This is a genomic window from Brucella intermedia LMG 3301 (assembly GCF_000182645.1).
Taxonomy (GTDB): Bacteria; Pseudomonadota; Alphaproteobacteria; order Rhizobiales; family Rhizobiaceae; genus Brucella; species Brucella intermedia.
Genome location: NZ_ACQA01000001.1, coordinates 343,448 through 359,579, shown reverse-complemented (window position 1 = coordinate 359,579; position 16,132 = coordinate 343,448). Strand labels below are relative to the sequence as shown.

The following is a 16,132-nucleotide window of genomic DNA, read 5'->3' as shown; positions in this document are numbered from 1 at the left end:
CAAGCTGTTTCAGACAAGCCTTGCCTTAGCCTGCAAGCGCAATCCGAAGACAGCAACCATGATACAGAACCATAGTGCCCCACCGTTCTGAAAGAACGTACTTTCCATACAAGACATATATAATCCGTAAAGCCAAAGGCGAATGTAAAGCAGCGTTAATATAGGGTCGTTGTCTGTGCTTTCCGCTTCCCTAATATATCGAAGCGGCAAAATCATTATCCAGATGAGTGTCAGAATCAGACCAATAATGCCAGCATTGATCATCATATCGAGGAATGAATTATGCGCATTGAAGGCGGCAACCGCCCAGCTTGCACCGCCGCCGCCTGCATAGACCATTTCGGGCGTTTTCCAAAACGAGTCCAGACCGTAGCCGAAAATCGGCTTGGCCGAGATCGCAGAGAATGCAAGTTTCCAGATATCAGAACGGTTTGTAAAACTGGCGTCAACTCCCAAGCTTTCCACAAGCTCGCGCAGTGGATCGAAGACAGCGGCCCCTACGGCAACAATGTTAAAGGCCGCGATCCCACCGACCGCAATGAAAACACGCGTCCATTTCCACCGCACGAACACCAGCGACATCACCACGATAAAAGGCAACATGGCCGTCGATGTCTTGCCGCCTGTATGCAACACGAAAAAAACGCAAAGAGCGACAATCACCAGACCTGTTATCGGCAAACCGCGTTTCCGGATGTAAAGCCCCAGAAAACTCATCAGCACCAAAGATGCGGCGGCAGCATTCTTGTGCGGATAGTGACCGCGCCAGGCGCCAGCCAGCATGGGCTCAAGGACTTCAGTGCCCTGATGAATAGCGCGCTGCGGCATGAAAATTACGCCGAAATAGGCAAATGCCAGCGTTATCAGTGAGCCGATTGCCAGCAACCGCGCCATCTGGCGTTCGGACTGCGGCAACATAAGAAAGATGCTCGCGTTCAAGGCGGTCAGGATAGACAGAACGACTTTCTTGCTGGCGATCATGGGGTGGGCCGACAGCAAAGCCGTCAGGAGAAGCCAGAAGAAAAGGAGCCCCATCAGAATGCGCGGCTGCATGATGACACTGCGCATGGAGCTGTTCAATCCGCAGATCAGAAAGCCGCCCGTCAAGAAGAGAGTGACAAGCTGGTTGAAAGAACTGGAGTCGGCGGCTTTGGCTGTCACACCGGTCACGGCACCAATGTCGGGATAGGGATTGGTGCCTATCCACATAAACAGGAACATGCACAGAAAAAGGCCAGCTCCGACAGCTGACGAGACTCGCGGCTGTATCTCCTCACGGTAATGAACCGACAGCTCAGCCAAGGTCAGATCGTACCTTCCCGATTTCTGCGCCACGCTCCAAGATAGCCGAGGCCGAGCGCCAGCACCACACCAAGCCCCATTCCGGCAATACCGCCTCCCGCACCGAGCACCAGCGTCTTCGGAGGCCAGCTCCGACCGATCGGCGGAATGGCCGTCGAAATGATCCGTATATTGGTCGCATCCAGTTGCTGGCGCTGGCTCGTCTCCGATGAACGGGTCAGAAAGGTGTTGTAGATCGACACTTTCGCGGCCATGTCACGTTCGAGGTCCGAAAGCTGGACTTGCGCATCATTGTCAAGCGCAACCGCTGAACGGGCCGAAGCAGCCTGAGCGTTGAGCAATGCGACAACGGCATTTGCCTGATCCAGATCAACCTTCGCGGATTGCAGGATGCGCGCCCGTTCCTGCGCCATTTGCTGCTCCAGACCGGCAAGCTGCCGCTCCGTATTTATCAATTCGGGATACCGTGGCCCATAGGTCATCGCGAGAGCGTCGTAACGCTGTTTCAGCGATGCATATTGTCCGCGCAGGTTCGTCATCGTAGGCGACTGCAATGTACTTGCAGGACTGACAGCGCTGCCGGTGTCCCTCGTCAATTCCTCGTAGCGCGTGCTTGCGTCGGCAACTCGCGCCTTGGCGTCAACCAGCTTGGAATTGATCTGCGTCATGGACTGGGTGCTGACAAGTTCGCCGCCGGCGGTCTGCAAGCCGTGCGCCCTGCGAAACGCGGCAACTTTCTCTTCCGCTTCTGTCGCGGCCTTTTGCAGCGAAGCCAGACGTTCGGATAGGGCCGCAGCCGCCCGCCCCGCCCCATCGGCATCCGCCTGGGCGACTTCTTCCTGAAAGGCGTTTGCGAGAGAATCCGCAACCTTCACCGATTTTTCCGGATTATCCGTCCAGACGGCAATCGTGACCAGATAGGATCGTTCAGGCCGCGTAACGGTAATGCGCTGCGACAGGGCGCGCACCGCAGCCAGCGTATCGTCCTTCGGACCTGCAGGCTTGCTGAGGCCAAGCATGGCCCGCAGATCGAAGGCTGGCGGAGGCGGGACGAACTCCTCGTCTTCATTCAGTTTCAAATCCGTTACGACCCGCCGGAGCACGTTGCCGGAAGTCAGGATGCGCATCTTGCTTTCAATGTCGAGAATCTGGCTGTCAGCCTGAAGGCTCTGGGCATAGACGTCATTGGGCAGCAACTGAAGACCGGATGGGGGCACCAGCAAATCCGTATAGGCTGTATATCGGGGCTTTGCCGTCATGCCGTAAGCAAGGCCCGCCAGGCCACCGATGATCGCGAGCGCCGCTATCAAAATCCACCGGGCACGCATCCAGGCCAGCGCGTCAAACAGGTCGATTTCAGGCAACATCAGCCCGTTGTGAGCGGGCGCAATTGTTTCGGTGGTCTTCTCTTCTTCGCGGATGATATGCGTTTCGCGCCGGGCTGCGCGCAACCGCTCATCTACGGGGACCGGATTTTCACCAGCGGCCTCCGTTACCCGTGCTTTCGAAGCGAGGTCACGCAACGTATACATTAGTTGCCCCTAAAGTTCACTCGACAGCGCGAACATGGCGCCACTGTTTTCCTTAGACTTAAAGATTAAAAAATTCGGTTAATGAAAGGCAATCATCCGCAATGGTGTCACCAAAATGCCCATGAGGATCATTTAGTCTTGCAGTTTGCGACAAATTTCCGTCGACGTGCTTGGCACCTTGTGTTTTTCAGGATTAAGAGAAAACGGAGCATATGCTGCACCATCAGAAATTCAACAAAAAGCACTCCGCTTCACTACGGTCCGGACCGGCCCGAAAATTCGGTATGAAAATTTGAAACGCCATTGGTCGACATTACTGTCCTACGCAGCTTCTAGCGGCAGCCTTTTTGCAGCAAACATCGCACAGCTTTTTACATTTGCCCTGTTGGCGCGGTATCTTGGTTCTCACGAGTTTGGCCTGTTCGTAACCGTAATGGCCATAACCAATATCGCTACGTTCATCTGTGGCCTGGGCGGAGCAGAATGCCTCGTGCGTCGCGTCGCGCAGGACCGGACGATCTACCCCGCGATGCTCGGCCACAATCTCATTCTCATCGCGATTACCGGCATTGTCCTCGTCGCCGCCGGAATGATCATATTGCCGCTCTGGCTTTACAACTCTCCCGAATTTACAGGAAACCTGTTCGGGCTTTTCCTGCTGCTCGTCACCAACATCGTGCTTATGCGCCTCATCCTGCTGGTCGAGCAGATTTATATCGCACATACCGACTTCGTATCCGCCAATCTCTCCGTCGTCGGCTTCGCCATTGCCCGAACCATTGCGGCAGCAATCGCCTGCCTTCTATTCGGTGTCTCCACTGTCGTCGGGTGGGCCTATTGGCAGTTTGGAGCCCATGTACTGGTCGCCGTGGTCTACGCACTGTTTCTGCGCAGGCTCGGACGGCCGCAATATATGATCGTGCGCGACGAAATACGGCTAGGCGTGATGTTTGCTTCGCAATTCATCTTCAAGGCTGTGCGCCAGAATGCAGACCTGCTGCTCCTCGGCACATTGATGCCGCCAAGCGTCGTCGGCAGTTACGGCGTCACACGTCGTATCATCGACAGCAGCACCTTGACCGTCGAGGCGATGAACCGTCTGGTCTATCCTCATCTGGCGCGCGCCAGCGCAAACGGCATCCATCATGCCCTGCCGATCACGATGCGCCTGCTTGGGGCCGCGTTTGCAATCGGCATATTGACGTCGCTGGCCGTGTTTATCATCGCGCCCTATCTGCCCTATCTGTTTGGCAGTGAGTATGACACGCTCGTTTCGTTCTGCCGCACGCTTTGCTGGATCACCGTGTTTGTTGCCCTGTGGTCGATAGCGGTCGATCTTCTGGGTGCCGCCAGCCAGCACAGCTATCGCACGGCCGTCCTCAACACAGGCAATATTCTCGGCGCGCCGCTCCTGGCACTGGCAACGTGGTACGCGCCGATCACGGGAACTTTCGCCGCCATTTACGCAATTGAAATCAGTATTGTGCTGGCATCATGGGGATGTGTTATCTACCTCGTTCGTCGGAGTCGTGACGCAGAAGAGAAGAAAGCGGTTTCAACAGTGGGGGCTTAGATGGCGGATATCTCGACCTCGGCAAACGACGTCAAATCGCGGCGCGTTCGCGCAATGAAGATTGATGATATCCCGGCGATCCGAACCCTGTTTCAGCGTGTTTTTCGTCCACATTCGAAGTCATGTAACGAAACTTTCGATCAGTATTTTCAGCGATTTTTCTTCGAGAACCCCTATTACGACCCTGCGATTGGCAGTGTTGTGCACGAGGACGAGCGCGGTGAGATCGACAGCGCACTCTCGGTCTTGCCCATCCCTTACAAGGTCAATGGGAAAAGTGTCATGGGGCGGTTGGTTTGCGCTTTCATGATGAAGCCGGAGGTCTCCCCGCGCGGCGCCGCCGAGCTGACCCTTACCCTGCGTCCGAGCGAAAAGTTATTCAATTTCACCGACAGTGCAGCTCCCGTAAGTCTCCGGCATTCCGAAGCAATCGGCGGAATTGTTCTCAGCGCACATGGTCTGGGATGGACACGGGTGTTTCAGGCCGCCAGCTACGTGGCCAATTACGTCGCCGAACGGCGTCCAATCCTCGGAGGGCGCGGGACAAGCTCGCTTGGCAAAATGCTCAATCCCCTTTTTCCCCTTCCGCCAATCAAGAAGGCCCCCAAGTCGCAAGCGAATGTGACGGAAATAGCGAAGGACGAGGCCGTCTCGCTCATCTCCGGTTTCCTGCAAGGCTATTGCGCACATCCGGACTGGACGGAAAACGACATCAACTGGCTGCTGGACATGGCGGCGGGGAACCAGGCGGCCGGTATCTTGCGGTTCTGCAAGATCAGCGAACAATCCGGGGGTCCGAGCGCCCTCTTCTGCTACTACAGCCGTCCCAATGGCATGGCGGAAGTTCTGAATGTCGTTGCAAAAGCCGGGGCGGAAAAACATGCTGTCGAAGCGATGTTGCTCCATCTGCAGGAGGAAGGACATATCGCGGCCCAAGGCCGCATCGATCCGCGCTATCTCAATGCGCTCTCGCAGCAATCCATCATGTTCTTTCGTCTCAAAGCCAATGTCTGTGTGGTCACCGCAAACGAGGACATACTAGGCGCGATCCAGCGCAATGATATCTTTATTGGCGGACTTGCCGGCGAAAGCTGGAGCAGGTTGTCGACGGATTTCTATTGAACAGCAAGCTTCCTTTCCAGAAGGAAGAAAGTCGTCGGTCCGGCTTTGCCCGCACCATTATCCAAACGGAAAGCGATCGGGCCAGACCCGGCGGCTATTCGTTCGTGGACCTTGCCATCAAGGCCAACCGGCGAGAGCGTCCATGACATCGTATTTCCCGCCAGGTTCACATCCACGCGATTGCGCAGCAAAGTGACCGGCAGACGTCCCCAGTCTTCAATTACCTTCTCTGCCTTGTCACGGAAACGCATATCGGAATTCCGTGCATCGCTGGCGAAAATGACAAGCAGCTTTTCGCTGTCCTTCAGCACCTTTCCATCAATTGCCGAAACGGCAAACACCCCCCTCGCCTCCGCATTACCGATGGACAACTCACTTAATGTCACAGGATCTCTCAACTCGGCAAAGGCAATGGCCTCGGTCTCAGGTGTAACAACCTGCATCCGCTGCCTGTTGCGGTCGAGCATGATCTGGCCTGTAGCGCTTTCAAACAAGCCTTGCGACGGATCAGTGGCATTCTCCCGCGGCAGAAGTTCTGCGCCCTTCAAACGCTGCAACACGTTGTCGAGCGATACGTTCCGATAGTCCACCGCAACCGAGTTTTGTAGTCCCTGCGGCCAGGCCTGCTCTTTCGTCGCCAAACCGATCCCTCCGACAAGCGCCAACGGCTTCAGTCGCGCCGGTTCTCGAAACTCAAGCGATTCACCAAGACTCGTCTCTCCCTGCATCATGAACGGCACATTGAAAGCTGCCGTTTCGACGTCGCCCCTGCGAAACAGCAGCGATGCCAGTGTCTCACCGGCACGAGCGACGGGATCTACAGCGAAGGTATAGGGGATGATGCGCTGACGGAATGGAGCCGCCTCGTCGAATGCAAGTGTCAGCGGCCCCTGACCATGGCGGCAGATACCATCCCAGCCCTGCAAAGCGGCATAGGCTGGCATCACTATTCCGGCTTCATAGCGATAACGGTTCCAGAACAGGTGCTCGTATTCTGTTGCGAGAAAAGGCCGTCCGAGCCAGCGTCCGGCAGCGATTTCACCGACGTAGGAAGCGGCGTCGGCAATCGAACTCGTATCCTTGATTTCGGTACCCGGGTTCAGGGTTCCGATCCAGTCGTGGTAGGTATTGGCGACGACCGCCTGCTGGTTCTGCCGCGAAAGAGCCGTCTGGACCGTGAACCAGTTGTTATAGGGAGCGACGAGGCCGCGATAACCAAGATCGCGGAATGCCTGCTCCAGACGTTGGGTCAACAACCGTTCTCTCTCGACCAGAAAAGCCTGAAAATCCCGCAATCGTCCGCCGCCGCCGCTCCGGCTTTCCGGCAACTGGACAGTTTGCTGTTCAAGATTTTCGCCGGAGGCCAAACCGCCCCAGGCTCGCGACAAGGCACGGGTATCCGCATATCGTTTTTTCAGAAAAGCATTGAATGCAGGACGATAGCCTGTCCAGAATGTTGTCCCGTCAGCGTGCTCATGCACAAAGCTCGTAAACTCGATACCATTTTCGTTGAAAGGAACGATCAGCGCGAGCGCGGGGTCGTGCAAAGGTGCAAGTCCTGTATAAGGATTGACCGTCGCGAAGACTTCTTTCTGAAAACGCAGCCAATGATCAAATGCCGCATCGTCCACATAGATCCGGCGCTTCAGATTGCCGTCCACGCCCCAGCGATCGATGTCCTTGCCGCCCAGGGCGCCGCTTTCGGACGTCAGTCCGTCGATAATCCAGTAGATGCCTTCGCGCTTGAGCGCAGCCATCAAATAGCGCATCCGGTCAAGGGCTTCAGGGCGGAAGTCGAAATCCCGCGCCTGTCCGAGCATCAGATCGGCATCGACGAAGTAAAACCGGGCTATATTGTAACCGTGCAGACGAAGCTGCCGCACATATCGATCGATGAAGGCATGATCCACCGCCCCCGACGACGGCGGCCCCCAGGCAATTGACGCACATTGCAGCCGGAGCGCCTCGGCCGGCTTGTCAGCCTGAGCGAAATGCCCATAGGAATTTGCGATCAGTCGATTTTTTTCTTTGATCGGCGTATTGGTCAGAAATCCCGAAAAATCGAGAGGGCTCCCGGCGGAGATTTCGAGATTGTTTTCTTTGACCGGAAGCCATTCTTCAGCACCGGCGCCGGACACTGCGAGGCCGATAAACAAGGCGGATAAGGCCAGTCGCCGAATGTCCATCAGGGCTCCCGTATAACCTTGCTCTCAATCCAGTCGGTCGGTTTACGGCGTGGCTGAAAAAAGCCAAGGGGCAGTGCTGCTGCATGGAATATCCATGCAACCACCGCGTAGACACCAAGCTCGATACTACGCGTTCGGACACACATTGCCACGAACGGCGCCGCGGCAATGAGGGCCGCCACAACAATTGCGGGAAGCCATCCCGGCACGAAAAACAGAGCGGCCACAATCGCCAGCCACCAGAGATAGACCGCGCCCCAGAGGCGCAATTCCGGCAGTTCGCGAAACAGATTTTTTTGATGCGGCTGCCCCATCGCAGCACGCAAAACTTCGCCGGTGCCACGCAGGTATTTGCTCTTCCAGCGACGGACCAGGAGTTTGTAGGCATTCATCGTATAGCCGAAATGCTGCACGAACGGGCGGTCTAGACGATGGAGTTTCCACCCATGGCTTCGCAGGCGAACACCGGCATCGAACTCTTCGTGACCATGCAGATTGCGATCCGAGAAATATCCGGCCTGCTCGATGGCGCTGCGCCTGTAAAGTCCGCCGCCGTTCATCCGGTCGATATCGCCTGCCCGTGCTTCGGGCGAATGTCGTTTTGAACGGCGCTGGAATTCCAGACTTTCCAGAACCTGATCCACGACATGGCCGGTCACGCCACCAGCATCGGGGTGACTGTCGAGATAAGCAAGGGCAGCCGGCAGAAAATCCGGCTCAATTATCATGTCGCCATCGATCAGGCAGATAAAAGGCTGGGTCGAATACTGAAAACCCAGCTGCGGGCCGAGGCCGCAACTGGCCTGCGCCGGGGGTTCGATCTGCACAATCCTGATCGGATAGGCCCGTGCGATCTCGATCGTGCGGTCGGTGGAGCCGCTGTCGGCTACGATCACTTCGACTTTTCCGCCGGGCAAGGCTTTCAGGGCGCTTTCAACAGCCTCGGCGATGCGCTTTTCCTCGTTCAAGGTTTTGATGATAATCGAAACAGACATCGTTGCCCTATTTGTGAAAAAGCACGCGCGAAGCAATTTGGGATCGGGACCAAACTAGCCAGAACTTCATAGTTTTTTTTGGTTTCAAATCCAATAAACACTTCAACTATAAAATGAGATTCGGTGCGCTCGGAATACTGAAAGCCTTTTATGTTGACCATAGATTTTGACATCCGGGTTTTCAGCAACACGGAACAGCTATCCATAGATTGGCCGGACGCCGATGACAAAACCGGCTGCGCATTTTTTGTCTTTCAGTCCAAATCCTTTATCCGGGCATGGGAAGCGAGCTATGGGCAAGAACCCGGCGTACAGCTCTGCTTGACCGAAGTTCGCCAGACTGACGGTACACCGCTTCTTTTTCTGCCGCTCTCTATCACACGCATCTGCGGTTCCCGGGTCCTTTCATTTATCGATGAGGGCGTAAGCGATTACAATGCCCCTATCGTCTTTCCGGCCGCAACACAGCTTTCGCATGATGCCGCAATGCGGGTCCTCGCAGCTGTGCTTGCATCGGTTCCCTCTCACGATGTCGTTGCGCTTTGCAAAATGCCGGAACGTGTCGAGGGTCTTATCAATCCTTTATGGTCGGTAACGGACCGCGTTTCCGGTGCATCCACGCACACGATGTCACTGGTGCGTCCGATCGCGGAGATAGAACAATCCATACAGGGTATCGGCAATATCAAAAAACGTGACCGAGCCTTTCAGAAGCTGGAAGGGGCCCGGTTTCTTATAGCGCAGACCGAAGCTGAGCGCCGGGCTGTTCTGGATGCCATGTTCCGCCAGAAACAGCGGCGTTTTGAAGAGACCATGGTTCCCGGTTTCGATGCACATCCTGAAAAACGACGCTTTTTTGAAGAAGCGACAGAGCAACTCGCCCGACATGGCGCCCTGCACCTGTCCGCGCTGGTCGTGGGTGAAACCATATTGGCTACACTGTGGAGCGTCGTCCGCAATGGCCATTATTGCGCAATGATCATAACGTTCGAGAACGGCGTCTGGAGCAAGTTTTCACCCGGAAAACTGCTGATATTGCGCCTGTTATCTGCGCTCAAGGCTGACGGTTACACCATGTTCGATCTGGGCTTTGGCGACGAGCCATGGAAGTCCGGCATATGCGACCGAACGACACCTCTGCGTGATTATATTCGTCCGGTCACTTTACGTGGGCGCATTTCGCTTAGCCTCGCCCGTTGCATGGAAAGACTGAGAGAGACCTCCCTCTACGCCAAGCTGCGCCCGTTGAAATGGAGGCTCTTGCGCAAGTTCGGCTAGGACGATCTATGCCGCACGTTTCGGCAGCCGTACGGTAAATGTCGAGCCTTCGCCCAGTTGTGAGCGAACGACCAGACGTCCGCGGTGACGGGCGAGAATATGTTTGACGATGGCAAGGCCAAGACCTGTGCCCTTCTGAGCCCGGCTCGTTTCCACGTCGATCCGATAGAACCGTTCCGTCAGGCGCGGCAGATGCTCGGCCGCGATACCCGGACCAAAATCTTGAATGGACGCCACGACCTCCGGAGAACTGCCGCTATCGTCTTCATCCAGTTTGACGATGACGCGCTTGCCAGCCTGTCCATATTTGCAGGCATTCTCCACGAGATTCTGAAAAACCTGGATAAGCTCGTCACGCGCCCCGGTGACCATGACAGGATGATCCGGCAATACCCGCTCGATATTGATATCGAGGCCTGCGGCCAGCGGCGCCAGCGTGTCGGCAACGTGATTGAGAATGGAAGTCATGTCGACGCATTCATTGACGGTCAGATGGGCCCGCATTTCCAGCCGCGACAAAGACAATAGATCATCGATCAGGCGCGACATGCGTTCGGCCTGTTTCTGCATTATATCCAGAAAGCGATCACGGGCAGCCGCGTCATTTCGCGCTGGCCCCTGCAGCGTTTCGATAAATCCGCGCAGCGAAGCGAGCGGCGTGCGCAACTCGTGGCTCGCATTCGCGATGAAATCCGAGCGCATGCGGTCGATGCGCCGTGTTTCGCTTTGGTCGCGAAACAGCAGGACAAAAAGTTCGGGTCTGCCGTCCTTGCCCGGCAACGCCTTGACCATGGCCTTGAACCAGCGATCGATCGGGACGCGCTCGAAATATTCTATGCTGCGTGCTTCGCCATCGGCGATTACCCCTTGAATCAGTGCGTGCATTTCCGGTGCCCGAAACCGCAGATAGAGCGCTGTGCCCGTCTTCAGAGACTGAAATGCTTCGATAGCCGCTGAATTGGTGAACAACACCGTGCCGCCATGATCGAAGACAACCATTGGATCGGTCAGAAGGTCTGCCAGGCGCTCGCCGGACACTCCCGCCATTTCGTTGGGCGCTATATTCTTTATCGGCACTTCATCCGGCTCACTGCTTGCAACTTCGCTTGCGAGCCAGACGGCGCCGAGCACGACCAGGGCCAGCAGACCAGCGCGAAACCAGAAGGGAAGATCGAGAGCCAGCACGCAGACGGCGAGAACCATGCTGGCGATCACGACACCCTTGACCCGAAGAAGCGGTTCGAAAATCGACTTCTCCGCTTCAGGTTCTGGACCGGTGTGATTGCCTGCCTCGCTCATGCTGCTTCCTCTGCGGTTGTGGCATCGATCTTAGAGCGCGATGATCCCGCTCTAAACTTTAGTTCAAGCATGTTTTCACCCGAAAACCGGTTCCCGCTTTTCGGAATCATGTTTTATCCGGAAATGTCCGGACGTCCTTTACGTAGCTTCCAAACAGCCCATATCATGCCTTGATATAAACGAAAGGGAATTGCCGTGGGTGACAGTTCGAAGACAGCTAACAAAAAGAAAGACAAAAAAGACGAGGCAAAATCAGGCGACAAGCCAATCAAGCTCAAAATTGGAGGCGAGACGCGGACGTTCGACATAAACGATCCGAAGCTGCCGAAATGGATCGACGACAATGCGTTGCGCTCAGGCGGATATCCCTATCCGTCGAAGATGAAGTCGGAAGAATATGAGGAAACGCTGGAGCGGCTTCAGATCGAACTCGTCAAACTTCAATATTGGCTTCAGGATACTGGGGGGCGTGTCATCAGCGTCTTTGAAGGCCGGGACGCTGCCGGCAAGGGCGGAACCATCTTTACAATCCGCGAGTTCATGAACCCCAGAACCGCGCGTAACGTCGCCTTGCCCAAGCCAACCGAAACGGAACAGGGCCAATGGTATTTCCAGCGTTACGTCGCGCATTTCCCAACGGCTGGCGAGTTCGTCACGTTTGATCGTTCATGGTACAATCGGGCGGGCGTGGAACGCGTCATGGGGTTCTGCACCCCGGCGCAGCTCGAAACCTTCCTGACCGAAACGCCCGATTTCGAGCGCATGATCGTGACGGATGGCATCCATCTTTTCAAATTCTGGCTGGATATCGGCCAGGAAATGCAGCTCAAGCGCTTTCACGAGCGGCGCCACAGCCCTCTCAAGAACTGGAAGTTCTCGCCGATGGACGTGGCCGGCATTTCTCGCTGGAATGATTATTCCGACGCATTGCACACCATGCTCGAAAGGACGGATACGGGCTACGCGCCCTGGACCATCATCCGTTCGAATGACAAGAGACGCGCCAGACTGGCAGCAATCCGGCGCATCCTTTTGACACTGCCCTATGAGGGAAGAGACCTTCAGGCCATCGGGGCCGAGGATCAATCAATCATCGGACGCGGCTCCACATTCCTCACCTCGTCATCGGTGGAGATGTAAAACAGGCTTGGCTGGTGCGGTGTCTTTTCCCAAAGATGCGGCACATGCACCAGCTGCCATAGCGCGCGCCAGGCCGCAATTGAGATCAGCACCCAATATACCGGGATCGAGAACAGGTACGCATACCCTCCCAGTTCCGTTGGTTCCATCGTTCTTGCCCCCAGAAGGTAGAAACTCAGATAGGCCAGCAGAATGTTCGTCACATCGATCCCCAACAGCCAGATACTGTGTGTCGTCAGCGGCCCGAACAGCATTCCGATGAGCAGGAAGGCGAACATGGCGAGCATCAGAGGATGCAGAAGCGCCGAACCTATTATTCCCAGGGTATAGACCTGATTGACGGAATACCTGAACCAGCCAAGCTCGCGCCAGGTATTGTGCGGCTGGCGTCCATGGACGAGCCATGTCTGCATCCAGCCCTTGAGCCAGCGTGTCCGCTGCTTGCGCCAGACGTCATAGTTTACGGGCGCATCTTCAATCGTGCCACGGGTGATGACACCGATACGGTACCCGAAACGAGCAAGCCTCACGCCGAGATCGGCATCTTCCGTGACGTTGTAGGCGTCCCAGCCGCCAACCTCCTCCAGACAGGACCGCCGAAAATGATTGGAGGTTCCTCCGAGGGGAATAACGTGCCCCCGGGAAGCCAGCCAAGGCAGCAGCCCGCGGAAAAGTGCTGCATATTCAAAGGCGAACATTCGCGTCAGCAGATTGTGGCGAAAATTCCCGATGATGAGCGGCGCCTGCACGCAGGCCAGCTTGTCGCCTTCGACCTGAAAGGTCTGCCATGCTTCAAGCAACTGGTCAGGGTGAGGCCGGTCCTCGGCATCGAAGACCGCGACGATCTCCCCTCGGGCAAACTGCAATGCATAATTCAACGCCTTCGGTTTCGTCTTGGGCCCGCCGGACGGCACGAGAACCAGTTCAAAATTCGATGGCAGCCCCACACGACGTATCGCGGCGATCGTATCGAAATCGTCCTTCTCGCAGACAAGCTTGATATCGAGCTTGCTGGCCGGCCAGTTCAGGCGTTTCAAGCTCGTTACAAGCTGGCCTATAACCTCCTGTTCCCGATATAGCGGGACCAGCACGGAATAGATCGGCAGATCGCGCGGCCTGCTTTTCCTGATCTCCAGAAACTTCAGCCGCCGTCCGGCAACCGCTGCGAACAGACGGATCATCACGCAGCCGAAGAAGAATAATGACAGCGCTACATGGAGAACAAGGAGAGTGGTCGCGGGCCAATTGAACATGCAGGCGAAAAGCGCGTAAACCGCCATGGCGATGATAAATGCCTGCGGCGTATCGAGAACGCGCGAGGCGGACAGCGATTGCGGTGTCATTTCATAGGCTCTGGCGATCAGATCCTTTTGATGCCGCTGCCGCATGACCTGTTTCAGGAGCGTCGGCGTGCAAATCCGTATCCGGTTCTTCAACTTCGGTGTCGCAAGCACATAGTCCCGAAGCGTTCGGATGCGATTTTCCGAAGGCGCTATATAGAGATAGCTGCTTCCATCTGCGCCGAGCACCATAACCTGCCCCACATCGATGAAGGCCGACGGCTTTTCTTCGCCCGATACGAAAATACGGGACGGCAAGGCTTCGTTTGTGAACTCCAATGTCAAAAGATCAGCGATAGCTGCATAAAGGACCGACTCCGCAACTTCACCCCGCTGAACCAGCTCCACGCAAAACGACGTTCCGTGGCGAGCAGCAGCACTATATGCCCCAAGCAACGCCTCTCTCGCTACGCCGCATTGTTCCAGTCTGGCTGATATGGCGCTGCATATCTCCAGATCGAACGCAGTCGATACACTACTCATAGCACCCCCGCACTACTGAATATTTGTGATTTGTATTTTAGATATATACTAATATAGTAATTTTACCGAACGCTTTATTAGTTAATTATTTCAGAAAAATTACAATCGGAACGTAATATACTCAAAAAGAATTGCAACCTTTATTTTCCTGGCACTTTTAGTGAATATTGGAGAGGCAATCGATCGTGCGGTTAACGCGAAATTATAGAAAAGAGAGCAGAGACGGGTCATGAAACGCCACCTTCCAAGACTGCTGATCGCGCTGGCATCCGCATGTGGTATTCATAGCGCTCAGGCTTCCGACGCAGAGCCCCAGGCTCCGTCCTTTATCAACCAGAGGGAGCGCCTGCCCTTGCCGTCCCTGCAAGCGCTCACACGGTTGAGGTTCATTACAACCGTGGACTTTCCACCGTTCAATATGCTCGGCGATCGGGGGCAGCTTTCCGGCTATAATATCGACCTTGCCAAGGCCCTTTGCCGTCAATTGGGCGTCGACGACCTATGTCAGATCGAAGCTGTCCCATGGAATGAGCTGGAAGAGCGCCTGCTCAGCGGACAGGCTGAAGCCATACTGGCGGGATGGAAGCCTACCGAAGCAAACCGGGAACAATTTGCCTATTCACGGTCCTATATGCGGCTACCTGCGCGTTTTGCGACGACCAATGCCGGCGCCTTTAACGATGATCCGGTGACGGCCACGAAGGGCAAGGACGTCGGCGTCATTGCAGGTACCGCCCATGAACAATTGTTGAAAAGCTATTTTCCCGACGCAGTCGCAAAACCTTACCCTGATGAACCGAGCATGCTCTCCGATCTCAGGAGCGGCAAGATCGGCACCGTCTTTCACGATGGCATGTCGCTTTCCGTATGGCTTAACAGTCCCGAGGGCCATGCATGCTGCGCCTTCGCAGCCGGTCCCTATCTGGCACCCCAGTATCTTGGCACCGGGCTCAGCATTGCCGTTGTCCAGAAAAACGCTTCCCTTGTCAGCGCCTTCGATAATGCACTGCAAGCCTTGCAGCAGAAGGGCACGCTGACGGAGCTTTACCTGCGCTATTTCCCGAACAGCTTTTACTGATCCGGATATCGGACGGACGGGTCGTTGAATTCGCCCACCCATTGCGTGCCATTTTGACGCAGGAGAATACTTCTGCCAACCCAATTTTCAGATATTTTTGAAATTTCCGATATATCGATACTTACAGTATAAAAGTAAAATTGTTTTCCATCAAATAAATAGCACGGAAAACGCGTCTTTATAGCGACATAACAATAGACAAATCAGGATAAGTTGCGCCGCTTTTAGCACAATCGAGACGATAAATACATCCATTTATTTTGACTTGAACAAATCCGACTCCGATCAATAATCAAAGCGAGGGAGAAGGAGGATATATACAATGTTCGATGGCGTACCTGCTCAATGGCACAAGACTCCGGAACAAACAAAACGCTCGCCGAATGAAGCCGCCTACGTGTTTCTGGGCATCATGCTCGCAGCACTCAGCGTGCCGGCGACGTTCCTAGGCTGGGCAATCGTTCAAAGTATCGCATCGCTTTTCTAGAGCGGTTCCTGTTCTAACAGAATCGCCGGAACCGCTCTAACTATTTGTTTTATCGCATTATCCAACGCAAAACCGCTTCACACTTTTGCTGGAAATGCTCTAGAGCCGGGCAGTCTTCGTCCGAAGACCGGTCACCAACCATTTTCCGCCCTGGCAGCAGTGCGGGTACAGGATGCAAAAAGCCCCGCCTTTCGGCGGGGCTTTTGTTTGCAGCTTGAAGCGGGCTAGAGCGGTTCCCGTTTTAACAGAACCGCCAGAACCGCTCTAACTATTTGTTTTATCGCATTATCCAACGCAAAACCGTTTCACACTTTTGC

Annotated in this window: 12 protein-coding genes; 6 read left to right on the top strand and 6 right to left on the bottom strand. The window is 55.3% G+C overall.

The window, feature by feature from the left end:
- Positions 1-9: 9 nt before the first annotated feature.
- Both OINT_RS01605 and OINT_RS01600 read right to left on the bottom strand, forming a co-directional pair.
- Positions 10-1,302: an O-antigen ligase family protein gene (locus tag OINT_RS01605; protein WP_230349465.1), complete on the bottom strand. Its 1,293-nt coding sequence runs from the start codon at positions 1,300-1,302 to the stop codon at positions 10-12.
- Positions 1,303-1,304: 2 nt separating this feature from the next.
- A complete protein-coding gene (locus OINT_RS01600; RefSeq protein ID WP_006471069.1) occupies positions 1,305-2,834 on the bottom strand; it encodes a GumC family protein in 1,530 nt (509 codons plus the stop codon).
- Positions 2,835-3,126: 292 nt separating this feature from the next.
- Here OINT_RS01600 and OINT_RS01595 point away from each other — a divergent pair, with 292 nt between their 5' ends.
- Together OINT_RS01595 and OINT_RS01590 are read left to right on the top strand one after the other, a co-directional pair.
- Complete coding sequence (locus tag OINT_RS01595; protein ID WP_036564897.1) at positions 3,127-4,407, top strand: lipopolysaccharide biosynthesis protein; 1,281 nt, start codon at positions 3,127-3,129, stop codon at positions 4,405-4,407.
- A complete protein-coding gene (locus OINT_RS01590; protein WP_006466034.1) occupies positions 4,408-5,529 on the top strand; it encodes a hypothetical protein in 1,122 nt (373 codons plus the stop codon). It abuts the gene before it with no gap.
- On the opposite strand, the gene OINT_RS01585 is transcribed toward OINT_RS01590, so the two are convergent.
- Both OINT_RS01585 and OINT_RS01580 read right to left on the bottom strand, forming a co-directional pair.
- Positions 5,523-7,715, bottom strand: coding sequence for a hypothetical protein (locus tag OINT_RS01585; RefSeq protein ID WP_006466032.1), 2,193 nt, complete (start codon positions 7,713-7,715; stop codon positions 5,523-5,525). The genes OINT_RS01590 and OINT_RS01585 overlap by 7 nt on opposite strands.
- A complete protein-coding gene (locus OINT_RS01580; protein ID WP_006471071.1) occupies positions 7,715-8,710 on the bottom strand; it encodes a glycosyltransferase family 2 protein in 996 nt (331 codons plus the stop codon). Before OINT_RS01580 ends, OINT_RS01585 begins: the two co-directional genes overlap by 1 nt.
- 321 nt (positions 8,711-9,031) lie before the next feature.
- Here OINT_RS01580 and OINT_RS01575 point away from each other — a divergent pair, with 321 nt between their 5' ends.
- Positions 9,032-9,988 carry a GNAT family N-acetyltransferase gene (locus OINT_RS01575; RefSeq protein WP_230349466.1) on the top strand — a complete coding sequence of 319 codons (957 nt, stop codon included), beginning with the start codon at positions 9,032-9,034 and terminating at the stop codon, positions 9,986-9,988.
- Positions 9,989-9,994: 6 nt separating this feature from the next.
- Here the strand turns inward: OINT_RS01575 and OINT_RS01570 are convergent, their stop codons facing one another.
- Positions 9,995-11,287: an ATP-binding protein gene (locus OINT_RS01570; RefSeq protein ID WP_006466029.1), complete on the bottom strand. Its 1,293-nt coding sequence runs from the start codon at positions 11,285-11,287 to the stop codon at positions 9,995-9,997.
- Between the two features lie 195 nt (positions 11,288-11,482).
- On the opposite strand from OINT_RS01570, the gene ppk2 reads away from it, so the two are divergent.
- A complete protein-coding gene (gene ppk2 / locus OINT_RS01565; RefSeq protein WP_006466028.1) occupies positions 11,483-12,427 on the top strand; it encodes a polyphosphate kinase 2 in 945 nt (314 codons plus the stop codon).
- Here ppk2 and OINT_RS01560 read toward each other — a convergent pair.
- Positions 12,370-14,250: a glycosyltransferase family 2 protein gene (locus tag OINT_RS01560; RefSeq protein WP_006466027.1), complete on the bottom strand. Its 1,881-nt coding sequence runs from the start codon at positions 14,248-14,250 to the stop codon at positions 12,370-12,372. The two genes, ppk2 and OINT_RS01560, sit on opposite strands and share 58 nt — an antisense overlap.
- 229 nt (positions 14,251-14,479) lie before the next feature.
- On the opposite strand from OINT_RS01560, the gene OINT_RS01555 reads away from it, so the two are divergent.
- Positions 14,480-15,328 (top strand): transporter substrate-binding domain-containing protein, encoded by an 849-nt coding sequence (locus tag OINT_RS01555; RefSeq protein ID WP_006466026.1) that lies wholly within the window; start codon positions 14,480-14,482, stop codon positions 15,326-15,328.
- Positions 15,329-15,650: 322 nt separating this feature from the next.
- Positions 15,651-15,815, top strand: a complete 165-nt coding sequence (locus tag OINT_RS23740; RefSeq protein ID WP_006466025.1) for a hypothetical protein — start codon at positions 15,651-15,653, stop codon at positions 15,813-15,815.
- The last annotated feature ends 317 nt before the right edge of the window (positions 15,816-16,132 follow it).